This is a genomic window from Loktanella fryxellensis (assembly GCF_900110065.1).
GTDB lineage: Bacteria > Pseudomonadota > Alphaproteobacteria > Rhodobacterales > Rhodobacteraceae > Loktanella > Loktanella fryxellensis.
Map to the genome: position 1 here is coordinate 74652 of NZ_FOCI01000002.1, position 20146 is coordinate 94797.

Annotated in this window: 26 protein-coding genes; 10 read left to right on the forward strand and 16 right to left on the reverse strand. The window is 61.3% G+C overall.

The features are described 5' to 3' along the window. Positions 1 to 3 precede the first annotated feature (3 nt). From fliP to fliF, 4 genes are all read right to left on the reverse strand, one after another. Complete coding sequence (gene fliP, locus BMX16_RS02730; protein WP_089898703.1) at positions 4 to 702, reverse strand: flagellar type III secretion system pore protein FliP; 699 nt, start codon at positions 700 to 702, stop codon at positions 4 to 6. Positions 703 to 763: 61 nt separating this feature from the next. Next, entirely contained in the window at positions 764 to 1075 is a 312-nt protein-coding gene (locus BMX16_RS02735; RefSeq protein ID WP_089898473.1) for a FliM/FliN family flagellar motor switch protein, read from the reverse strand. After that, positions 1068 to 1634: a hypothetical protein gene (locus tag BMX16_RS02740; RefSeq protein WP_089898474.1), complete on the reverse strand. Its 567-nt coding sequence runs from the start codon at positions 1632 to 1634 to the stop codon at positions 1068 to 1070. The genes BMX16_RS02735 and BMX16_RS02740 overlap by 8 nt, the downstream gene beginning before the upstream one ends. Position 1635: 1 nt before the next feature. Further along, positions 1636 to 3267 carry a flagellar basal-body MS-ring/collar protein FliF gene (gene fliF, locus BMX16_RS02745; RefSeq protein WP_089898476.1) on the reverse strand — a complete coding sequence of 544 codons (1632 nt, stop codon included), beginning with the start codon at positions 3265 to 3267 and terminating at the stop codon, positions 1636 to 1638. An 86-nt stretch (positions 3268 to 3353) separates the two neighbouring features. On the opposite strand from fliF, the gene BMX16_RS02750 reads away from it, so the two are divergent. From BMX16_RS02750 to BMX16_RS02790, 9 genes are all read left to right on the forward strand, one after another. Continuing rightward, on the forward strand, positions 3354 to 3863 hold the full coding sequence (locus BMX16_RS02750) for a flagellar basal body-associated FliL family protein (RefSeq protein ID WP_089898478.1): 510 nt from the start codon (positions 3354 to 3356) through the stop codon (positions 3861 to 3863). A 10-nt stretch (positions 3864 to 3873) separates the two neighbouring features. Next, the gene (locus tag BMX16_RS02755) at positions 3874 to 4230 is read left to right on the forward strand and encodes a hypothetical protein (RefSeq protein WP_089898481.1); all 357 of its coding nucleotides are present in this window, start codon (positions 3874 to 3876) and stop codon (positions 4228 to 4230) included. Beyond that, positions 4227 to 4802 (forward strand): MotE family protein, encoded by a 576-nt coding sequence (locus BMX16_RS02760; RefSeq protein WP_342707797.1) that lies wholly within the window; start codon positions 4227 to 4229, stop codon positions 4800 to 4802. Before BMX16_RS02755 ends, BMX16_RS02760 begins: the two co-directional genes overlap by 4 nt. A gap of 81 nt (positions 4803 to 4883) precedes the next feature. Continuing rightward, positions 4884 to 5753 carry a flagellar motor stator protein MotA gene (gene motA / locus BMX16_RS02765; protein WP_089898482.1) on the forward strand — a complete coding sequence of 290 codons (870 nt, stop codon included), beginning with the start codon at positions 4884 to 4886 and terminating at the stop codon, positions 5751 to 5753. Beyond that, positions 5750 to 7978: a hypothetical protein gene (locus BMX16_RS02770; protein ID WP_089898484.1), complete on the forward strand. Its 2229-nt coding sequence runs from the start codon at positions 5750 to 5752 to the stop codon at positions 7976 to 7978. Before motA ends, BMX16_RS02770 begins: the two co-directional genes overlap by 4 nt. 193 nt (positions 7979 to 8171) lie before the next feature. After that, positions 8172 to 10256 (forward strand): flagellar biosynthesis protein FlhA, encoded by a 2085-nt coding sequence (flhA, locus tag BMX16_RS02775; protein WP_089898485.1) that lies wholly within the window; start codon positions 8172 to 8174, stop codon positions 10254 to 10256. Next, entirely contained in the window at positions 10253 to 11035 is a 783-nt protein-coding gene (locus tag BMX16_RS02780; protein WP_089898487.1) for a flagellar biosynthetic protein FliR, read from the forward strand. Before flhA ends, BMX16_RS02780 begins: the two co-directional genes overlap by 4 nt. Then, a complete protein-coding gene (locus BMX16_RS02785; protein ID WP_089898489.1) occupies positions 11032 to 12117 on the forward strand; it encodes an EscU/YscU/HrcU family type III secretion system export apparatus switch protein in 1086 nt (361 codons plus the stop codon). The genes BMX16_RS02780 and BMX16_RS02785 overlap by 4 nt, the downstream gene beginning before the upstream one ends. Next, the gene (locus BMX16_RS02790) at positions 12114 to 12506 is read left to right on the forward strand and encodes a hypothetical protein (RefSeq protein WP_089898491.1); all 393 of its coding nucleotides are present in this window, start codon (positions 12114 to 12116) and stop codon (positions 12504 to 12506) included. Before BMX16_RS02785 ends, BMX16_RS02790 begins: the two co-directional genes overlap by 4 nt. 4 nt (positions 12507 to 12510) lie before the next feature. Here the strand turns inward: BMX16_RS02790 and BMX16_RS02795 are convergent, their stop codons facing one another. From BMX16_RS02795 to BMX16_RS02835, 9 genes are read right to left on the reverse strand one after another with little or no spacing between them, the layout of a single operon-like run. Then, entirely contained in the window at positions 12511 to 13035 is a 525-nt protein-coding gene (locus BMX16_RS02795; protein WP_089898493.1) for a hypothetical protein, read from the reverse strand. 18 nt (positions 13036 to 13053) lie between these two features. Continuing rightward, positions 13054 to 13782 (reverse strand): flagellar basal body L-ring protein FlgH, encoded by a 729-nt coding sequence (gene flgH / locus BMX16_RS02800; RefSeq protein ID WP_089898494.1) that lies wholly within the window; start codon positions 13780 to 13782, stop codon positions 13054 to 13056. A 1-nt stretch (position 13783) separates the two neighbouring features. After that, the gene (gene flgA / locus BMX16_RS02805) at positions 13784 to 14200 is read right to left on the reverse strand and encodes a flagellar basal body P-ring formation chaperone FlgA (RefSeq protein WP_089898497.1); all 417 of its coding nucleotides are present in this window, start codon (positions 14198 to 14200) and stop codon (positions 13784 to 13786) included. Further along, positions 14197 to 14982, reverse strand: a complete 786-nt coding sequence (flgG, locus tag BMX16_RS02810; RefSeq protein WP_089898499.1) for a flagellar basal-body rod protein FlgG — start codon at positions 14980 to 14982, stop codon at positions 14197 to 14199. Before flgG ends, flgA begins: the two co-directional genes overlap by 4 nt. A 21-nt stretch (positions 14983 to 15003) precedes the next feature. Continuing rightward, positions 15004 to 15720, reverse strand: coding sequence for a flagellar hook-basal body complex protein (locus BMX16_RS02815; RefSeq protein WP_089898501.1), 717 nt, complete (start codon positions 15718 to 15720; stop codon positions 15004 to 15006). Positions 15721 to 15723: 3 nt separating this feature from the next. Continuing rightward, positions 15724 to 15990, reverse strand: a complete 267-nt coding sequence (locus tag BMX16_RS02820) for a flagellar biosynthetic protein FliQ (RefSeq protein WP_089898503.1) — start codon at positions 15988 to 15990, stop codon at positions 15724 to 15726. A gap of 4 nt (positions 15991 to 15994) precedes the next feature. Next, on the reverse strand, positions 15995 to 16276 hold the full coding sequence (gene fliE / locus BMX16_RS02825; RefSeq protein ID WP_089898505.1) for a flagellar hook-basal body complex protein FliE: 282 nt from the start codon (positions 16274 to 16276) through the stop codon (positions 15995 to 15997). A gap of 18 nt (positions 16277 to 16294) precedes the next feature. Next, a complete protein-coding gene (gene flgC, locus BMX16_RS02830) occupies positions 16295 to 16699 on the reverse strand; it encodes a flagellar basal body rod protein FlgC (protein ID WP_089898507.1) in 405 nt (134 codons plus the stop codon). 12 nt (positions 16700 to 16711) lie between these two features. Further along, complete coding sequence (locus BMX16_RS02835) at positions 16712 to 17092, reverse strand: FlgB family protein (protein ID WP_089898509.1); 381 nt, start codon at positions 17090 to 17092, stop codon at positions 16712 to 16714. An 81-nt stretch (positions 17093 to 17173) separates the two neighbouring features. On the opposite strand from BMX16_RS02835, the gene BMX16_RS02840 reads away from it, so the two are divergent. Beyond that, on the forward strand, positions 17174 to 18502 hold the full coding sequence (locus BMX16_RS02840) for a FliI/YscN family ATPase (RefSeq protein WP_425433997.1): 1329 nt from the start codon (positions 17174 to 17176) through the stop codon (positions 18500 to 18502). 24 nt (positions 18503 to 18526) lie between these two features. Here the strand turns inward: BMX16_RS02840 and BMX16_RS02845 are convergent, their stop codons facing one another. The 3 genes from BMX16_RS02845 to flaF are packed head-to-tail and all read right to left on the reverse strand — an operon-like array spanning position 18527 to position 20096. Continuing rightward, positions 18527 to 19330, reverse strand: a complete 804-nt coding sequence (locus BMX16_RS02845) for a DUF1217 domain-containing protein (protein WP_089898511.1) — start codon at positions 19328 to 19330, stop codon at positions 18527 to 18529. Further along, positions 19327 to 19734 carry a flagellar biosynthesis repressor FlbT gene (gene flbT / locus BMX16_RS02850; protein WP_089898513.1) on the reverse strand — a complete coding sequence of 136 codons (408 nt, stop codon included), beginning with the start codon at positions 19732 to 19734 and terminating at the stop codon, positions 19327 to 19329. The genes BMX16_RS02845 and flbT overlap by 4 nt, the downstream gene beginning before the upstream one ends. Continuing rightward, positions 19734 to 20096 (reverse strand): flagellar biosynthesis regulator FlaF, encoded by a 363-nt coding sequence (flaF, locus tag BMX16_RS02855; protein ID WP_245731236.1) that lies wholly within the window; start codon positions 20094 to 20096, stop codon positions 19734 to 19736. The genes flbT and flaF overlap by 1 nt, the downstream gene beginning before the upstream one ends. Positions 20097 to 20146: the final 50 nt, after the last annotated feature.

Below are 20146 nucleotides of genomic sequence, written 5' to 3' on the forward strand. Positions count from 1 at the left end.
GCCTTACCCCGGTCCGCCATAGCCGCGCACGAGGCTGGCGGCGACCAGCGACCAGCCGTCGGCCACGACAAAAAACGAAAGCTTGAACGGAAGCGAGACGATGGCGGGCGGCACCATCATCATGCCCATCGACATCAGGATCGCGGCGACCACGAGGTCGATGATCAGGAACGGCAGAAAGATCAGGAAGCCCACCTGGAAGGCGCGTGCCATCTCTGACAGCAGGAACGACGGCACCACGACCGACAGAGGCGCATCGGTCGGGGCGATCGCGGGATCCATGCCGGGGCGCAGACTGGCGAGTTCGGCAAGGGTATTGGGGTCGATGCGCGCGATCATGAAGGTCCGCAGCGGCGCCATCGTCCGGGCAAACCCTTCTTCGATGCCGATGCTGCCGTCCATCAGTGGCGCGATGCCGTCGGTGTAGGCGGTGGCAAAGACAGGCTCCATGACGAAATAGGTCAGAAACAGCGCCAGCGCGACCATCAGCATGTTGGGCGGCGATTGTTGCAGGCCGATGGCCTGCCGCAGGATGGCGAGAACGGTGACGATGAACGGAAAACAGGTCACCATGATCGCGATGCCGGGCACGAGACTCAGTACCGTGACCAATGCGATCAGCTGCGCCGACCGGGTGGCCAGCGCGCTGTCGCTGCCCAGATCGAGCGTCAATTCCTGCGCATCCACCGGGCCGGCCACCATCAGGGCAGTCACCAGCGTTACCAGAGTGATCCAGCCGCCGGTCCCACGTCGCTGCCCGAGATCAGCCCAGATCACGGGCATCGCCGACGACTTCGGTCAGTCTCACGGCCAGTTGACCCGCGTCCGCACCTTCCATCTCCTGCAATTCGCCCCGTGCGATCAGCTTGTCCCCCACATAGATCTCGACCGGGTCGTCGATCCGCCGGTCCAGCCGCAGGATGGCGCTTTCCGACAGGTTCAACAGATCCTGCACGAGCGGCCGCGCACGACCGACCGATACGGTCACCTCGATGGGAATCTGCTGCAGCAGACGCGCCCCCCGCGCCGTCAGATCGGGCGTAGCGGGCACTGTCGGTGCGGTGTTGTCATCCATGGGCTCTGCTTTCTGTGATGTCGTCGAAAAGGGCCGACAGGGCGGCGGTGATGTCGCGGTTCAGCGCATCGTGATCCAGAAGGGTTTCTGACTCCGACCGTGTGATCAGGGCCACATGCGGCCCGAGTGTCGCGTCGCCCGACAGCACAAGGAGGCGGGCGATCGCGTCAGGCAGGCAATCGCCGACAGCCGTCAGTTGCGATGGATGCACCTTCAGGCGAAATGGCGTTGCCATGTCCGCCTTTGCGACGTGCACGAGATGGGCCGTGAGATGGCTTCTGAAGCTGTCTGGCAGGATCGTCGGCAATACCTTTGCGACGAGCGCGCGGAACAGCGGTTCCAGCCCGGCCATGACGTGCAGACGCGCTTCGGCAAAGCCGAAACCGATGTCGCTGATCCCCTGCACAAGATCCTGCGACAATTGCGCCTGCCGGGCGGCCATGTCGTCCGTCGCCTGTGCGTAGCCTGCGTCGAACGCCGCCGCGGACGCCGGCCGCGTGTCGCCGTCGGGATCGGCGGCAGCCTGCGCAAAGTCTTCGAGCATGAGGGCCAGCGGCATGTCAGGTGGTTTCCTTTTGCGGTGTTTCGATCCAGTCCTGCAGGATCTGCACGGTTTCGCTTTCGCGCTCCGCGATCAGCTCCCGCAGGCGCGCAACGGCGTCGGCCTGGCTCAGACCACCGTTGCGTGCGCTGTCCGCTGCCGGATCGCCTGTGACCAACGGAAAGCCCCCGGTGCCGCCGCCGATTGCAAGTGGCACGTCGAAGCCTTGGAAGCCGGGATCGGATGGCGCGGGCAGGGCCGCCAGTGCGGCGGGTCTGGTCAGGATCGGCCGCACGACGAAAAGCCCCAGCACCAGCGCGACGATCGCCGCGGCGGCGATCTGGATCAGGCGCATGACATCGAGCGGACCCGCGAGAAGTCCGGGCGCTTCGCCGACCGTGCCTTCCTGCGGCAGCGGCTCGAAGGCCATGGCCCGCAACGTGATCACGTCGCCACGCTCCGCATCGAGGCCGACGGCTGAGGACACGAGCTCCGTCAGATCGGCAAGTTCCTCTGGACTGCGGGGCGTGGTCGTCGTGGTGCCGTCGGGTGCGGTCGTGACGGGATCGTTGACAAGGACTGCGATGGTCAGCCGTTTGACGGCACCGGGGATTCTGGTGATCTGACGTTCGGTCTGCGACAATTCGTAATTCGTCAGGCTGCGCGTTTCGTTGGTCTGATCGGTGCTGGACCCGGCGTTGCCGCCGGCCGCGTCGCCGTCGGGCACATTCGATGCGATGGTCACATCGGCGTTCCGGCTGTCCTGCGCGTTGGAGCTGTTTTCAGTGATGTCGGTACTGACCGCGATTCGACCTTCGGGATCGAAGGTGCGTTCCATGATCTGTTCACTGTCGGTGACCGTGTCGATGGTCAGTTCGACCACGGCATTGCCAGGCCCGACCCGTGCGGCCAGCAACCGCTCTGCCCGTTCGCGCAGCAAGGCGGCCCTGTCGTCGCCGGCCGCAGCCGTCGGCGCACCCCCGGGATCCGACAGAAGCCCGCCCTTGTCGTCGATGACCGAGACATCCTCGGGCCGCAGGCCGCTGACCGCCGCGGCGACGAGGTGCTGGAACGCTCTGACCTGCGGGGCAGTCAGGGCCGCGCCCGTGGTCGTGACCGTTATCGCGGCTGTCGGCACGGCCGCGCGCCGGAACGGAGAGCCAGCAGGTGTCGCAATATGAACGCGCGCGGCGCTGATCGCAGGACTCGCCATGATCGTGCGGGCCAGCTCGCCTTCGCGCGCACGACCATAGGCGGCATCGAACATCTGGCTGGTCGTGCCGAACCCCGACAGCGTATCGAGCAGCTCGTAACCCTGGCCCGTCATGGCCGGCAACCCTTCGCCGGCCAACGCCATGCGCAGCACATCGCGCTCCGTCGCGTCGACATAGATCGCGCCGCCGCGTACCTCGTACACCGCGCCACGCGCATCCAACGCCGTGATCACATCGCCGGCCGCTGCCGCTTCGAGCCCGCCGAACAGAAGCGTCATGTCGCGTTGACCCACGCTACGCGTGAGCAGCATCACGGCGAGGAACATGAGGCATGTCGCGCCGATCACGGCCATGCGTCGGCGTACGGTCAAAGTCATCCAGACGGATTGAAGGCCTTGCACGGGGATTCTCCGATCATCCGGGCTTCTGCCCGTCATCGTGAGGTTTGGAGGAACAGACTTAACAATCGGTTAGGGCTTGCAGGTTTATGCAGTCCTCAGAGTCGAAACTTTGAGGAGCTGCCATGACAGCCATCGCCGATGCGGGCCCAGAGGTCCCGCGCAAGACGTCGAAGCTGCCTCTGATCGTGGGCCTTGTCCTTGCCATCGCAGGTGCGGGCGGGGGGTTCGTCGCCGTCGGTGCCGGTTTGCTGGGCGGTCCGGCAACGGACGAAGGGCAGGGTGAAGAAGCCGTGTCCGACCACGCCAGTGACGACGGCCATTCCGCGGCGGATGCCAGCGCAGTCGCGTTCATCCCGTTGGAACCGCTAGTAATATCTTTGCAGGGCCCTCAACAGTATCTGCGCTTCACCGCCCAGATCGAAGTGCCGCAAGAGGCGCAAGGGGCCGTGACTGCCATATTGCCGCGAATCGTGGACGTCCTGAACGGGTATCTCCGCGCGGTCGACGCGGCCGAACTCGCCGACCCGGCAGCACTGATGCGGCTGCGCTCGCAGATGCTTCGGCGCATTCAAGTCGTGGCGGGGCCGGAAAATGTCCGCGACCTGCTGATCATGGAATTCGTCCTGAATTGAGGGAAATGATATGACGTTCATCGCCGACGTTCTGCTGATCGCAGGTGCGCTGGGTGCCGGGCTGTATTGCTATGTCCTGTCGCGTCGCCTCCGACGGTTCACCGATCTGGAAAAGGGCGTGGGTGGAGCCGTCGCCATGCTGAGTGCACAGGTCGATGAACTGTCGCGATCAGTTGTACGGGCGCAAGCGACGGCAAACAGTTCGGTCGAGACGCTTTCGGGGGTCAGTTCGCGTGCAGAAGCGGCGTCACGCCGCTTGGAATTGCTGGTCGCATCCCTTCATGACTTGCCGCAGGAACCTGCGGCAGCGGTGCCCGTGAACCCATTCTTTGCCCGCAAACCCCAAATGGCAGAGGTGCATCAGTGATCGGCCAAAGAAGTCGACGGAAAGGTGCGCTGCACGTTATCGGCGCTCTTCTGATTCTGTCCGGCCTATTGAGGGCCGGAATTGCCGGGCAGGCGTTCGCCGAACCGGCCGTTCTGGATGCGCAGGTTTCCGAGGATACGGCAACCGACGGAGATGCCTCTCTACCGGACAATCCTGCACTGCTTGCAGCCATTCAGGCCCGTGAGTCGCGGATCGCGGATCGCGAGCGGCAAATCGAGGAGCGGATGATTGCTCTTCGGGTCGCCGAAGAGGAGGCTGCCGAGCGGGTGGCGGCATTGACCGCCGCCGAAGTATCACTTGCCTCCACAATTGCACTCGCCGACGTTGCCGCCGAAACAGATATCCAGAAACTGGTAGCCGTCTATGAGAACATGAAGCCGAAAGAGGCGGCTTCGCTATTTTCACAGATGACGCCGGATTTTGCTGCCGGGTTTCTCGCGCTGATGCAGCCGCCCATTGCTGCGCAGATCTTGGCGCAGGTCAGCCCCGAGACTGCCTACTCGATCAGCGTTGTCCTGGCAGGACGCAACGCCGACGTCCCGACGGAGTAACGTCGTCAATTTCTTCATTTTCGTAGTCCACGCTGACTATGGCGCATCTCTGGCATGCGGAACTTGGTAAGGGACAATGCTATGGTCGGATTCATCGGTGTCGCTCTCGTCTTCGTCATGGTTTTCGGTGGTTATGTGCTGGCGGGCGGAAAGATGGGCATCATTCTCAAGGCGTTGCCGTTCGAAATGGTCATGATCGGCGGTGCGGCCGTGGGCGCTTTCGTCATCAGCAACGACATGACGACGATCAAACACACGCTGAAAGATATCGGTAAGGTCTTCAAGGGACCGAAATGGAAACCGCAGGACTATACAGACGGCATGTGCCTTTTGTTCGAGCTGATTCGTGTAGCCCGGAGCAATCCCGTCGCGCTCGAAGAACATATCGAGTCACCGAGCACTTCGACTATCTTCGGGAAATATCCGCGTATTGCGGCCGATACCGAGACGATAGCACTGATATGTGACACACTGCGTTCCGCATCGATGAACTACGATGATCCGCATCAAGTGGAAGAGGTTCTCGAAAAGCGGATCGAGGCGACGATGGAGCACAATCTTCATTCGACCCACGCTCTTCAATCGGTTGCAGATGGCCTTCCTGCATTGGGTATCGTCGCGGCCGTTCTCGGCGTCATCAAGACCATGGCATCAATCGACCAACCGCCAGAAGTTCTAGGAAAGATGATCGGCGGCGCATTGGTGGGCACGTTTCTCGGTGTCTTCCTCGCTTACGGACTGGTCGGCCCGTTCTCGGCCCGGGTCAATGCCGTCATTAACGAGGATGGCCATTTCCAAAGAATGATTCGCGAAATTCTTGTTGCAAACCTTCATCGCCATGCCCCGAATATCTGCATCGAGGTGGGTCGTCAGAATGCACCCACGCATCTACGGCCCGAATTCGGCGTCCTGGAAGCGGCGTTGAAGGGCCTGAAGCAGGAGGCGGCATGAGAATCGGGCTTCTCATTGTCATGCTTCTCGTTGGCTCCGCGGCAATGGCGCAAGAACGGTTGGTGCGATCAGGGGCGCATTCAAACTTCACGCGCTTGGCAATTCCTATAGAGAAAGGCGAGGCGTGGCGGTTTGGCCGATCTCCTGTAGGCTATGCTTTGGAAATTTCATCTGCCGATACCTTGGACCTGTCGGGTATCTATGATCGCATTGGTCGCGATCGCATTGTTGATGTCAGTGTTGATGCGGGCCGACTAAACTTGGATATGTCGTGCAATTGTCATGCAGAAACTTACATCTATATGGACCGCTTCATTGTCATTGACATCATTGATGGTCCGCCAGACGCCATAAGTCGATTCGAAGACGTAATTGTCAAAGCCGAAGAAGACACGTCGCAGCGGTTATCGATCGCAGGACCACGGTTGATGCGGTTGCCCCTTGCGCCCGGCTCTTTGCCAATACCTCTGGCAAACAGCCTGGCCGTTTCTTCGCCTGAATCCAGGGAAGCAGCAGCGAGTGAAATCGTTGAACTGGAGCGCGGCGTCATCGACAGTCTGGCGCGTGCAGCATCGCAAGGTCTGGTGGAACTTGCGGAGCCCGTCGACGACGGCGTCGAACGCGAAGCAGAGGGTAGATGGGATCAACAGGTGCAACTGCCCCTGACCGATACCTCGACAGATCAAGATCCGCCTGCCGGGCCGGCACAGGCGAGTCTCTCTTTATCGGCGACGCCTGGTATCACGTATCGGACGAGTTACGACCAGTTGCAGAGTTTGCTTTCCGAACAGTCGAAGCAAAGCCCGTTAAGTTCGGAGTGTTGGGCGACCACTTTGACAGACTTCGAAACGAGTAATGACATTCAACCGGACTTTGCCACATCAATTTCAGAGTTACGAATTGCCTTGACCGATGCGCGAGATCGTTCTGATGCAGTGGCGGTGGCCGCGCTGGCAAAGGGGTATCTATCCTTTGGATTTGGTGAAGAAGCCCTGCAGACACTTTTGATCGACGGCGTCAATGACCGGAGCCGACGTGCTTTGCGCGCCATGGCCGAAGTTGTGGATGGCATGCCGCAATCCCAACCGGACTTGATATCCCAGACCGGTTGTAGCGGGTCGACTGCCTTGTGGGCTGTCCTCGCGGCTGAGGTATCCACGCTGCCACCGAGTGTGGACATCGGTCAAATCGCGCGCGAATTTAAATTGTTGCCTTTGCCTCTGCAAACTCACTTGGGGCCGAGGCTTGCCGACGTCATGAACCGCAGTGGTCATACAGAGTTCAGTGAAGGCTTGCTGATGCCTGCCATGAAGTTGGCTGAACCACCTATAGCGAGCGCAGTTGTAAGCTCTGAACTGGCATCGTCACGAGGCCAGATCTCCGAGGCGGCCAAACCGCTTGAAGCTCTTGCATTACGCAGCCCGCGGATGACACCAGAAGCCTTTGTTCGACTCGTTGATCTGCAAATCGAGGCAGGTGAAGTCGTGGCCGACGATCAGCTTGCTTTGCTGGAGACGTTTGCTTTCGAGTACCGAAAGCAAGAAGTGGCACCCGATATAAAACGTGCGCGCACTTCAGCGCTTACCTCACGGGGTGATCTCCGAGCAGCGTTTCGCTTATTGAATGAGGGTGTTCCTACGCTGTCAGATCAGACTGAGGCGCCGCTGAGTGAAGCAATAATCAAGGGTGCGGTGGCGCATCCAGACGATATGCTTTTCTTGGACTTTGCATTCAGCTCGGATGTCGAAGAGACATCGTCGGATACACAGAACGGCGTGGCCTTCCGATTGCTCGATCTCGGCTTTCCAGACCGGGCGTCAGAGATTCTTGAGTCGAATGCAGTAGGCGGCGCCATGGCCGAGCGACGCTATTTGCGCGCAACTGCCGCCATAGCAAAAGGTGACAGTGCCTCAGCACGTCAAATCTTGTCCGGCATTTCCACTGCCCGGGCCGAAGCCATCTTGTCCACGGCGATTGAACCCGGATCGGCTGATGACGTTTCTCAAGCTGATAGGGCGTTCATGACAGAAGACTGGTCATCACTAATGGAATCGGGTGACCAGCTTCTGCAGGACACGGCAAATTTGGTGCAGACAGAGATCGATCCAACACCTGATGTGGCGGCACCATTAGCGAGTGGTCGTGCACTAATTGAAGACGCCAGTCAGACCAGGGCGACTTTAGATACCTTGGTCGAACGTTTCGCATTGCCTGTCGATGAGTGAGTTCATGATTTTTAAACCCATTCAATACAAGATTGACCGATCAGTTCGCACTCTTGTGCCTATGTACCAAAAGCATCCTTTTAATGCGTGCATTGGCCTGTTGACGTCACTCGTCCCTGCCCGAAGCGACGACCGTCCGGGTTGGATCTGGCATGTAATGCCACAAATTTGAAGCAGGGCAACGCCGAAATCCATGATTGCAAGACTATTCAATCCAACCATCATTCTGACGATTGGCTTGATGGCCGTTATCGTCATGATGATCCTCCCCATGCCATCATGGGTTCTGGATCTGGGCCTCGCAGCGTCCTTCGCACTCGCGATCCTCATGTTCACCATCACGCTGTTCATTGAACGACCGTTGGACTTCGCGGCTTTTCCGACCGTGCTGCTGGCGTCTTTGATGCTTCGACTTTCCCTTAACGTGTCCTCGACAAAGTTGATCATTGGGCAGGGTCATACCGGAACGGACGCGGCTGGTCATGTCATCGAAGGCTTCGCGATGTTCGTGATGTCTGGAAATGTCCTGCTCGGTATCGTCGTCTTCTGCGTGATCCTGATCGTGAATTTCATCGTGATCAACAAGGGTGCGACGCGGATGGCAGAGGTTGGAGCCCGGTTCGCTCTTGATGCCATGCCGGGGAAGCAGTTGGCGATCGATGCCGACATGGCGGCGGGTGCGATCAACCATGCGGAGGCGCGCATGCGTCGCGAGCGGGAGCAGGCCGAGACGACTTTCTTCGGCTCCCTCGATGGTGCGTCAAAGTTCGTGAAAGGCGATGCGATTGCTGGACTGCTGATTACCTGCCTGAACATGGTGGTTGGTTTGGGCGTCGGTGTCGCAATGATGGACATGCCTTTCGGCAAAGCATTCGAGACTTACGCGATTCTGACGGTTGGTGATGGTCTCGTCAGTCAGATTCCAGCTGTCATCATCTCGATCGCCACGGCCTTGCTTCTGGCGCGCGGTGGGGCTGTAGGGGCGACCGATCTTGCGCTTGTAGATCAACTGGGGCGACATCCCGCTGCCCTTGGAACTGTCGGTGGCCTGATGGCGTTGTTCGCCATCGTCCCCGGTATGCCATTCGTTCCTTTCATGGCGGGAGCGCTTGGTCTGGGCGGATGCGCATATGTCATTTCGCGATCGGCAGCGCGACGCAATGCGATCAAGGCGATACCCGAATCACAGGATGTGGCCATCCCTCAGGAACGATCGCTCGGCGACATGCTCGATCTTGACGATATCCATGTGGAGTTTGCGCCTGACCTTGTGGAAATGGTCCTCGATCCCGGAACGGGGCTTGATGCGCGGATCGTCAATATGCGCAATCACGTCGCGACCGCATATGGTGTCGTACTTCCAGAGATACGATTGACGGATAACGCGGCCTTGCCGACTGGCAGCTATGTTGTGCACATTCAGGGTGTCGAGCAGGTCCGCGATCGTCTGCAGGCAGACCGGGCACTGGCGCTTTTGCCGGATGGGCAGGCTCCGGATATTCCGGGAGATTCAGTTGCAGAACCCGTCTATGGGGCGCCCGCGCGCTGGATCGCACGTGACATGCAGGAAACAGCGGCGCTGTCAGGGTTGACCGTCATACAGCCTGCGGAAGTTCTGGCGACCCACCTTCTCGAGATCGTGAAGCGGAACTTTCCAAGGTTGCTGACCCACAAGGCGCTTCGCAAGCGCCTCGACGAGATGGTCGGGCTGACGGATCGGGCACGTGCCGATGCAAACCGCCGACTGCTTGACGAGTTGATGCCTGACAAGGTGCCGATGGACCTGCTGCTCGGGGTGCTGCGCCTGCTGCTGGAAGAACGTGTTTCGATTCGCAACCTGCCACTGATCCTCGAGGCAATCGCCGAGGCGCGGCAGTTGCAGCCGACGGTAGATGGGATGACCGAACATGTTCGTCGCAGGCTGGGCTTCCAGCTCGTCGCATCGGTGCGGCGAACCGATGGGACGATCCCGCTCGTTCAATTGGCACCGGAGTGGGAGGACGCTTTCGCAACATATGAAATTCGTGCCGAACGCGGCAATCCGGGCGGTGACGTCGCATTGCCACCCGAGGAATTCAATCGACTTGCCGATGGCATTGCCGCCAAGCTCGATCAGGCCGCGGCGCAAGGCACCTACGCGGCTCTCGTGACCTCGGTGCGGAGACGGCGTTTCTTGCGGACGGTGCTGGCAGCCAAGGGCATCCTGAATCCGGTCCTGTCGTTCGAAGAGATCGGTATCGACGCGCGGCCGGCGCTCGTGGGTCTGGTCACGTTATGATCGACACGATCGGCCTTTTAACAAGCCGCTCGCAAGAGGCGCTCTGGCTGGGCTTGATCGTCTTCTTGCGTGTCGGGGCCACTCTTGCCCTGGTTCCGCTATTCGGCGAGCAAGTCATCCCGATGCGTGTCCGGATCGCTATTTCACTGGCCTTTACGTTGATCGTGGCGCCGGCTGCAATTCCTGCCGGTTTCGCCATGCCCACCAGTTTTCGAGGTGCGATCGGTCTAACCGGACCCGAGGTCCTCGCAGGGATATTCTTCGGTCTCCTTCTTCGCTTCATGATCTTCGCACTTCAAATTGCCGGTGCGATCATCGCTCAATCGACGTCGCTTTCGCAACTGTTCGGCGGAACTGCAGGTGCCGATCCGCAAGCGGCGGTCGGTCAGATCCTCACCGTGACAGCTCTAGCGCTGGTTGCTCTGACGGGATTGCACACGACGTTTGCGGCCTACATGCTTCAGACCTACGCGATGGTGCCGGTCGGTGCGCCCATCAGTGCTGCTCTGGTGGCCGAGATCGGTGTCCGCAGCGTGGCCCAGACCTTTGTCCTTGGATTTACGCTTGCTGTGCCCTTCGTCGTGGCATCGCTACTCTATAACGTGATGCTGGGAATCATGAACCGCGCGATGCCGCAGCTCATGGTCAGTTTCGTCGGCGCCCCCGCCATCGCAGGTGGCGGTTTGGTTCTGTTGTGGGTCTGCGCGCCAATCCTGCTGCCGATTTGGCTCAACGCATTCGCGGCGACCTTGGCCTTGCCAGGAGGGCAGATGCCGTGAGCGATCAAAGCGACGATGACGACAAACCGTTCGAGCCGTCGCAAAAGAAGCTGGATGACGCCCGTGAGAAAGGTGAATTTCCCAAGTCTGCGGACCTGACGACAGCCGCCGCATATGGTGGTTTCGCGATCGCGCTCGCTGCGATGGCGGGCCAGTCCTTGTCGGGCATCGGACAAACGCTCGCCTATCTGCTCGATCAATCGGATGTACTGGCCGCGGTAATACTGACATCGTCGGCACAACCTCTCCTTGGGGGCATCGTAGGGGCGGTCGCGGTCGCCGCGTTGCCGTGGGTCGTATTTCCTGCGGTGGGTGCGATCCTGTCGACCCTTGGCCAGCAGGCTTTCGTGGTCGCCCCACAAAAGATTTCACCCAAATTGTCACGCCTTTCGCTTTTGCAAGGGGCCAAGACAAAATTCGGTCGCGAGGGATTGTTCGAATTTGCAAAGAGCTTCGTCAAACTGGCGATATATTCGGTCCTACTCGGATACTTCCTGATGTCGCGGCTGGACGATATCGTTGCGACGATTTCGCTCTCGCCAGGAATGATAGTCGTCGAGATCGGACGCCTGACATTGTCATTACTGTTGACCGTTGTCGGAATATCCTTGGCTCTCGGAGTCGTCGATCTGCTTTGGCAGCGTTCCCAACATGCGCGCAAACATAGGATGACCCGTCAGGAATTGTTGGACGAACAAAAACAGCAGGATGGTGATCCGATGGTGAAACAGCAACGTCGACAGCGCGCGATCGATCTGGCTATGAACAAGATGCTGGCCGATGTGCCCACAGCCAGCGTCGTCATCGTCAATCCATTGCATTATGCTGTGGCGCTGCACTGGCCCGGTGACGCAGGGCATGCTCCCGTTTGTGTGGCCAAGGGTGTGGATGAGATTGCTGCACGGATCCGTGAAGTTGCGGCCGAACACGGAGTGCCCATCCATCCGGATCCCCCAACCGCCCGCGCTCTTCATGCCGCCGTCGCGATCGGGCAGGAGATTGCGCCGGATCAGTATCGCGCCGTCGCCGTGGCAATCCGGTTTTCGCAGACCATGCGGTCCAAGATGCGGCGGTCGACATGACGCACGACGGTCTGTCCGGTCTGACCGGGCTTGCAGACATGGTGCTGCACGGTGCGCAGGCCCGACTATCCCGCATCCAGCAGCGGGAGACCGATTTGCGCGCGAAGATTGCAAAGATCGGACAGGATCGCGCGGAGATCGCCACGCGGCTGCAAGGACCAGACGATGCAGCCCTGGCTGCCGGCGCGGATGGCCGCTGGCTGCAATGGATCGCCATGCGTCAGACCCACCTGAATACCGAACTTCTTCAAGTGCTGGAGCTGAAACGTCTGCAGATCATCGTGGTTCGCGATGCCTTCGGGCGTGCCAGCGCGCTCGCCGCGCTCGAGGCAGATGCGCATGTGGCGCGGCGGCGGCAAGTGGAAAGGCGGATGGCACGAGACGGCTGAGCGATCAGACGTCCTGGCGTTTGATGTCGATCAACAGGATGTCCAGCGCCGTATCGCCAAGGATGTCGCGCGCCGTCCGCAACAGGTCCTGGCGAAGGATCCGCAATTTGTCCGTCGCCGTGTAGTTGCCCGTAAAGCCACCGATGTTGGCATGCTGGAACATATCCTGGAGCAGGCTGTCACGCAGGCGCGGTTCGATGTCGTAAACGGCTGACACCTGTCCCGTAGGCACCTCGATGCTGACGGTAATCGCCATCATCGAGACCAGATCCTCGCCATCCATGACCGGGATGACGAAGGGGTTTTCCAAGGGGGCGAATTCGCTGCCTTCGGATGCAGCGATCGGTGCGACATCGACCGGGTCGTCGGGCGTCGTCGCATCCGCTGCGACCGGGTCGCCGCAGGGGGCTGCGGCTACGATATCGTCGCCGGTGTCCGGCACCGGGTCCGGTTTCAGGATGATCGCGGCCCCGACACCGGCTCCGGTCCCGGCCAGAAGCATCACGATGGGCAGCAGAAATTTCTTCATCGGAAGATCTCCTTGGGGTCAGAAGGGCAAGATCGCTTCGAGCGCCTGCTGACCGTATCGCGGTTGCTGCATGTCGCTGATCTGTCCGCGGCCACCATACGAAATGCGGGCCGAGGCGATCTTGTCGTATGTGATCTCGTTCTGCCGCGAGATATCCGCAGGCCGGACGAAGCCCGTAATGGTCAGTTCGCGCAGTTCGAAGTTCACCCGCACTTCCTGCTGGCCTTCGATCGCGAGGACGCCGTTCGGCAACATGTCGGTGATCGTGGCCGCAATCCGCAATGTCAGCTTCTCGTTGCGCTGGACGGATCCGTTGCCTTCCGCCGTCGAGGTGGAGTTCACGCCGACCGCGCTGCCGAGGGTCGCGCCGTCCGGCAACCTCTCGTCGATCTTCTGTGGCAGGCCGAACAGCGACGGTACGCCAAGGGTTTGCCCTGCGGATCTGCCACGTTCGGACGAATTCGATATTTCGGCGCTGTCGTCAATCTCGATCACGACGGTCAGGATGTCGCCTTGCTCCATCGCCCGGCGATCGCCCAGCAACGACCCGCGGTCTCCGGTCCAGAGCGAGGCTTGGGCACCCGGCGTCTGCGGCCCCTGGTCCAGCGTCTGCGGCAATGCCTGGTTCATCATGGCGATCCTGTCCGCCGTCGCAGCGATGGGTGTCAATTCCGGCGCGCGGCCGACATCCGCGCTGGAACAGGCGACCACGAGGACGCAGGGCGACAGCTTCCACAGACGGAGCATGTTAGCGGGACACATAAGCGGCTCCATCGGCGCGGATCTGCGCGGTCACTGTGGTGCGGGAGGTCAGGTTCATGACGAGAATCGTCTCGCCCGCACCGGCACGTCCAAGGGCGCGGCCGTCGGTCGTGATCGTCAGGCCGCCCATGTCATAGATGATGGGCACGATCTGGTTGCGATCGACGATCGCGGGAAAGCCGACGTCGGCTGGAAGGACGGGCCGCCCGGCATAGAGGGCGGTTCGCGCCTCCATCCCGACCAGCAGCAGCGGATCGTCGGTGCCACCCGTGGTGTCGCCATCCTGCAGCAGCAGATCGGAAGCGCCGATGATCGATTGCGCCGGGATCGTGCGCGCGGCAACGAGCGTGTCGGCAGCGGCGGCCTGCGCCGCCACGATGGCAAACAGCACCAGATGTTTCATCGGATCTGCACCATGGACCCGAGCATCTGGTCGCTGGCCGTGATGACCTTGGAGTTCAACTCGTAGCCGCGTTGGGCGGCGATCAGATTCGTGACCTCCCTCACCGGATCGACGGAGCTGTCCTCCAGATAGCCCTGCCGCACGGTGCCAAGGCCATCTTCGCCCGGCACGCCGACCGCAGATGGACCCGATGCCGCTGTTTCGAGGAACAGGTTGGAACCGATCGCTTCCAATCCCTTCGGGTTGGTGAAATTCGCCAGCGTCATCTGCCCCAGCAGCGCCGGTTGCGTGTCGCCAAGGAAATAAGCGTAAACCTCTCCGTTCGCGTTGATCGAGATCGAGCGCGCATCTTCCGGCACGGTGATGTCCGGCACGACGGGATGACCGTCCGAAGTGACGACCTGACCTTCTCCGGTGAGCTTGAGGGCACCGTCGCGGGTATAGGCGGGTGTGCCGTCCGGCAGCGTCACCTCGAGATATCCCAACCCCTCGATCGCCACGTCCAGATCCCCACCCGTCGCCGCCAGCGACCCTTGGTCGATCATCATGCTGACCGCCGTGGCCCTGACGCCGAGGCCCAGCTGGATGCCGGTCGGAAGGATCGTGCCGCTGGCCGAATTGATCGTGCCTGGCCGGGCGACCTGTTGATAGGACAGGTCGGCGAATTCGGCACGCCGCGTGTTGTAGCCTGTCGTGGACATGTTCGCGAGGTTGTTGGAAATCACTTCGACCCGCATCTGTTGGGCACTCATGCCTGCGGCGGCGATCTGTAAGGCGCGCATGGGGATCGTCCTTGGATTGGGTTAGCGGCCGATGGCCTGAATGACGCCGCGGATCCGCGTGTCTTCGGTTTCAAGAAAACTCGCACCCAGTTCATAGGCGCGCTGCAGTTCGATCATCCGGCTGATCTGGACGATCGGATTGACGTTGCTGTCCTCCAGAAAGCCCTGCAGGACGCGACCGCTGGGTGCGGGTTCGAACCCGGCATCGGCGGCAAACAGCGTGCCCGACTGCCGGCGCATGGCGGTCGGGTCGGTCGGAACCACGATCCCGATCTGTCCGACGGCCACACCACCCGCACTCAGCGTACCATCGGCGGCGATGCCGACGGGACCATCGCCGGCGGGCACGAAGACCGGCGCACCCCCCGCATCCAGGACGGGATTGCCGTCCATCGTCGCCAGTTCGCCGTCCGCATTGGGCGTAAAGCTTCCTGCGCGTGTCAGGCGCGGCCCATCGGGGGTGCCGACCAGAAAGTAGCCGTCCCCTTCGATCGCGAGGTCGAAGGACCCACCGGTCTGTGCCAGCGTGCCTTGGGTCATGTCCGTCAGCTTGATCCGTGCGGCTGCCATCGACAGCGATGATGTATCACGCCCCAGGTCAGCCACGAACTCCGAGAACATCACGCCCTCGGCGCGGAAACCGGTCGTGTTGGCGTTGGCGATGTTGTTCGCCACGAGCTGCAGTTCCTGCATCAGGCCCGATTGCCGCGTCAGGGTTGCATAGCCTGCGTTGTCCATGGATCAGCCTCCGGCGATCAGGGGAATGATGGCGGCCTGAAAGAAGCTCACCAGGGTTTCTGTCATGAAGGCCATCGATATCCAGAAGACGGCGGCAATGGCGGCCAGTTTCGGCACGAAGGTCAGCGTCATTTCCTGGATCGAGGTCAGCGCCTGCAGCAATCCGATCGCCAGACCGACGACGAGGGCGGCGGTCAGGACGGGGATCGAGATCTGAAGGGCGATCCACAGGCCCTGCCTCAACGTGTCGTAGAAGACGGCCTCGCTCACCGCCTCAGACCGGCATGCGCAGAATTTCCTGATACGCTTCCACGACCTTGTCGCGAACTGTGACAGCGGTTTGCACCGCAAGTTCCGTCTGCGCGAGGGCCTGCACCAGCGTATGCGGATCGCCACCTTGGGTCATCGCGGTCATCGCGGCCTGCTCGCTCTGTCGGAGGGTGGCCATGAAGTCCTGCGCCGCCCCGGTCAGCGCCGCTCCGGCGGTGGGTTGCGCCTTTGTCGCCGCAAGGTTGCTGGCGTAGTTCTGCGCAATGAGCGCGTTACGGATGTCCATTCTGGTCTCCTTTGATGGTCAGTTGCGCAAGAGGTCGAGCAGGCCCTGGCCCATTTGCCTGATCTGGTCGAACATCTTGAGATTGGCTTCGTAGCTGCGCTGCGCCTCGCGGGCGTCGGCGATTTCCATCAACAGATCCACGTTGGATCCATCGTAGTTCCCGGCGGCGTCGGCCAGCGGATTGGCCGGGTCGTGGATGCTGGTCAGTGGCGACGGGTCGAGCCGCATCGGGCCGACGCGGATCGTGCCGATCGTTCCCCCTGATCGGGCCGTGCTTTGCATCGTCTCGCCGAAACTGACGGTTTTGCGCCGGTAGCCGGGGGTATCCGCATTGGCGATGTTCTCGGACACGTGTCGCAGTCGCGTGGCCTGCGCCCGCATCCCGCTGGTGCTAATCGAAAGCGCGTCGGAAAAGTCTGTCACCGCATCGCCCTCCTATCGGCCGAGGCTGCTGCGGATGACCGTCATGGCATGACGATAGATCGCGAGGGCCCGGCGGTGGTCCGATCCCGCCCGCGCCGATGCAAAGAGTTCCTCCTCCACCGAAACGGTGTTGCCATTGGGCGACGCCTCGTTGCCGGTGTCGCGCAGCCGTGCGGTGGGCTGGTCGGGGTGCCCCAGGACATGCAGGGCGCGGGTGGCCTTCATCCCGGGTGCTGCCGGAACGTTCACTGTGCTGGCGAAATCGGCGAGACGGCTGGCCCGAAAGTCCGGTGTATCGGCATGCGCGATATTGCGTGCGATCTGCGCCTGCGCCGATCCGGCATGACGTGCCATGGCAGCAGACGTGTCAAACAGGCTGAGTTTTTCGAACATCGGGGTTTCTCCCACGAGACCAATGCACGGATCATTAAGGGTGATTCCTTAAAAGAAAGTGAGTTGCCCCAGGGAGTCGCGATGAACGCCGCATTATTCGATCGGATGGCTGCCGTCATCGACGCCGCTACGGCAGAGCGTGCGGTCGGCCGCGTGCATGCGGTCACCGGGTCAGGGGTGCATGTCGCGGGGTTGACCCAGACCTTGCGGCAGGGTGACCGGCTATCGATTGTGGCGCGCGACGGTTGCGTGCGGGCCGACGTCGTCCGTCTGCAGGACCGCTTGGCGCACGCCGTCATCGACGGACCTGCAGATGGAATCGCCATCGGCGATGCGGTCCAGTGCCTGCCGCAGCCACGGTTCGCCCCCGATCAAAGCTGGATCGGGCGCCTGATCGATCCGGACGGTCTGCCGCTCGACGGTCGGCCTTTGCTGCCGGGCTTGCAGGCGGCAGAGCTGCAATGTGCCCCGCCCCCGGCGCATCGCCGCCGGGGGATGGGGGCCCGCCAGGAAACGGGACTGGCTGTCATGAACACCCTGCTGCCTTTGGTCAGGGGACAACGGATCGGTCTTTTCGCAGGTTCCGGCGTTGGCAAATCGACCCTGCTTGCCGATCTGGCGCGGGGCATGTCGTCCGATGTGACCGTCATCGCCCTCGTCGGTGAGCGGGGACGCGAAGTCCGTCATTTCATTCAGGATGTCCTGGGACCGGAGGGTATGCGCAAGACGATCGTCGTGGCCGCAACGTCCGACCGTGCACCGCAGGTGCGGCGCCGCTGTGCCTGGGCCGCGACCGCCATCGCGGAACATTTCCGGGATCAAGGAGAGCAGGTCCTGCTGCTGGTCGATTCGGTGACACGATACTGCGAGGCGCACCGGGAAATCTCTGTCGTTGGTGGTGAATTGGCCAATTTGAGGGGTTACCCACCGTCGACGGCCGGCGCCATTGCGGCATTGTGCGAACGTGCCGGGCCCGGATGCGACGACGCCGGCGACATCACGGCAGTCTACAGCGTCCTTGTGGCTGGATCGGATATGGACGAACCGGTTGCAGACATGCTGCGCGGCGTCCTCGACGGTCACATTGTTCTGGACCGAAAGATCGCGGAACGCGGTCGGTTTCCCGCGATCGATGTGCTGAGATCCGTTTCGCGGTCGCTGCCTGGTGCAGCGGACAGGGCAGAGAATGCCATCATTGCGGAGGCGCGCAAGCGGCTGGCGACCTATGATCAGGCCGCGCTCATGATAAGGGCGGGCCTTTACGAAGCAGGGTCCGATCCGGAGATCGACGCGGCCATCGCCTGTCATGCCAGTCTGGAAGAATTCCTTGCAGTCAGGGACCGCGGTACACCAGCTGCCCATTTTGCCGTTCTGCGTCAGGCACTGTCGGCCGCCCGGACCACACGATGACGGACGCGATGCGCAAGTCCCCGCTCAGGCCGGTCGCAGCGTGTTCTGAAGCAGTGTCAGGGCAATTGCGCCATTCGAAGTCGCTGCAGAGGCGGAAGCTTCCGATCGGATCAGGAACAGCCGGATCAGTTTTTCCTGCGACGCGGGGTCTGTCAAGTCGGCGACCGCATCGGTCCCGAATGTGGCACGCGCCCGATCCTTGAACATGTCCAGCTGTCGGTCGATGTCCAACCGCCCGATCGATGCCGGGAGCCCGAGTGCGGTTTCGATGACCGCCCTGACCGGAGGGTCGCCCATGATCGAAAACCAACGCGCGGTGTTGGATCCACTACCGCTCACGATATCGCGCAACCCGTTGGTAAGGTTGAGTGCAGACCGCAAATCGTTGTCCTGATCTCCAACGGCTCTTTCGAATTGTCGGCTTTCGTATCGATTGATGATGCGCTCTGCAAAGCCTGGAAGGGCTGTCCGAGGCGTCTGACCTTCGCCCAGTCCGAACTCTGCCGAAAAAGCTGCATAACGCTTGTCGGCAAGCCGCGCGGACAACGCTGCGTTGGAACCTGTGCCTTCTGACAAGACCTTCGCGATGAAAAAGCGGTTGTTGATATCGTCGTCTAGGCCAAATGCGCCGAGTGCGACCTGTAGCAACTGGCGATCGGCTACGAGGTCATCTGCCGTCTGAATGGCGCCGATCCGTTCGCGGAACTGATCCGTGGCCCGTTTGACCGGTGCGCTCTCTGCGAACGTCGCTTGCTGACTTTCAAGTGTCCGTTGCAGAAAACGCCACCCCCCATAGCCAGCCAGCGGCAGAACCGGTTGAAAGTTCACGACGCACCGCCTGCTGCCATGAGCGCTTCCTCACGCGGCAGAAGTACGCGAAGACATTTCAGGCTGCGATAGAAGTCGCCTTGTGCGACAGCATCGCGGGCGGCCTCCAGATGCATCCGGCTGTCTGCGTCGACCAGAACCTGTGCGAGCTGTTCGATACCACGCAGCAATTGACGCTGAGCCTCGTCTTCGACGGCATCGCCAGAGAGGACGAGCTGTGCGATGTAGCAGACCCGTCTGACAGGGGTGTTGACCTCATCGGGTCGGATCGCGTCGCGCAGGCGAAGGATGTTCGCGCTCGGGGTCAGGATCGACAGTCTGCTGCGCCTGTCGCCATTCTCGATGACGGCGCCGTTCACCAGGACGCGCTCATGCGGATTCAATTTCAGGACAAGGCCAGCCATCAGACCCGTCCCGTGGCGTGAAGGCCGCGAATGATGGACGTGTTGACGTCGATCAATGCTGCGGCACTGGCCTCGCCGCGCAGGACGCGTGCGCTGTGATGACTGACGAATTCCGCCAGATAGAAGATCTGTGCGCGCAAGCTGGCTGAAAGGCCGTTTTCTGAATCTGCAACATCGACGGCCAAGGCTGTCCACATGCAGCGGTTGTCGTGGATTGCCTGCGCAAAATGCGCATAGGAGTCTGTGGTGCGCGAAAGCCTTGCGGTGATGCTGGTCAAGATCCGGAGTTCGATCGCGCGGGGCGTCTGGATCGACGGCACTGCAGGTGCATAGGCATTTTGTGCTTTCAGGATGGCGTTCACGTTGTGTCCTTTCGGGACGAAGTGGAACGGCGCACGGTTTTACCGCGCGG

Coding starts and splice junctions, on each gene's coding strand:
- BMX16_RS02815 (WP_089898501.1), bottom strand. CDS start 15,720: ATGGACAACGCAGGCTATGCAACCCTGACGCGGCAATCGGGCCTGATG.
- BMX16_RS02840 (WP_425433997.1), top strand. CDS start 17,174: ATGAACGCCGCATTATTCGATCGGATGGCTGCCGTCATCGACGCCGCT.
- BMX16_RS02795 (WP_089898493.1), bottom strand. CDS start 13,035: ATGAAGAAATTTCTGCTGCCCATCGTGATGCTTCTGGCCGGGACCGGA.
- fliF (WP_089898476.1), bottom strand. CDS start 3,267: ATGACGGGCAGAAGCCCGGATGATCGGAGAATCCCCGTGCAAGGCCTT.
- BMX16_RS02790 (WP_089898491.1), top strand. CDS start 12,114: ATGACGCACGACGGTCTGTCCGGTCTGACCGGGCTTGCAGACATGGTG.
- fliP (WP_089898703.1), bottom strand. CDS start 702: ATGGTGGCCGGCCCGGTGGATGCGCAGGAATTGACGCTCGATCTGGGC.
- BMX16_RS02740 (WP_089898474.1), bottom strand. CDS start 1,634: ATGCCGCTGGCCCTCATGCTCGAAGACTTTGCGCAGGCTGCCGCCGAT.
- fliE (WP_089898505.1), bottom strand. CDS start 16,276: ATGGACATCCGTAACGCGCTCATTGCGCAGAACTACGCCAGCAACCTT.
- BMX16_RS02735 (WP_089898473.1), bottom strand. CDS start 1,075: ATGGATGACAACACCGCACCGACAGTGCCCGCTACGCCCGATCTGACG.
- BMX16_RS02750 (WP_089898478.1), top strand. CDS start 3,354: ATGACAGCCATCGCCGATGCGGGCCCAGAGGTCCCGCGCAAGACGTCG.
- flbT (WP_089898513.1), bottom strand. CDS start 19,734: ATGGCTGGCCTTGTCCTGAAATTGAATCCGCATGAGCGCGTCCTGGTG.
- BMX16_RS02755 (WP_089898481.1), top strand. CDS start 3,874: ATGACGTTCATCGCCGACGTTCTGCTGATCGCAGGTGCGCTGGGTGCC.
- flgA (WP_089898497.1), bottom strand. CDS start 14,200: ATGAAACATCTGGTGCTGTTTGCCATCGTGGCGGCGCAGGCCGCCGCT.
- BMX16_RS02835 (WP_089898509.1), bottom strand. CDS start 17,092: ATGTTCGAAAAACTCAGCCTGTTTGACACGTCTGCTGCCATGGCACGT.
- motA (WP_089898482.1), top strand. CDS start 4,884: ATGGTCGGATTCATCGGTGTCGCTCTCGTCTTCGTCATGGTTTTCGGT.
- flgH (WP_089898494.1), bottom strand. CDS start 13,782: ATGCTCCGTCTGTGGAAGCTGTCGCCCTGCGTCCTCGTGGTCGCCTGT.
- flgG (WP_089898499.1), bottom strand. CDS start 14,982: ATGCGCGCCTTACAGATCGCCGCCGCAGGCATGAGTGCCCAACAGATG.
- BMX16_RS02770 (WP_089898484.1), top strand. CDS start 5,750: ATGAGAATCGGGCTTCTCATTGTCATGCTTCTCGTTGGCTCCGCGGCA.
- flhA (WP_089898485.1), top strand. CDS start 8,172: ATGATTGCAAGACTATTCAATCCAACCATCATTCTGACGATTGGCTTG.
- BMX16_RS02780 (WP_089898487.1), top strand. CDS start 10,253: ATGATCGACACGATCGGCCTTTTAACAAGCCGCTCGCAAGAGGCGCTC.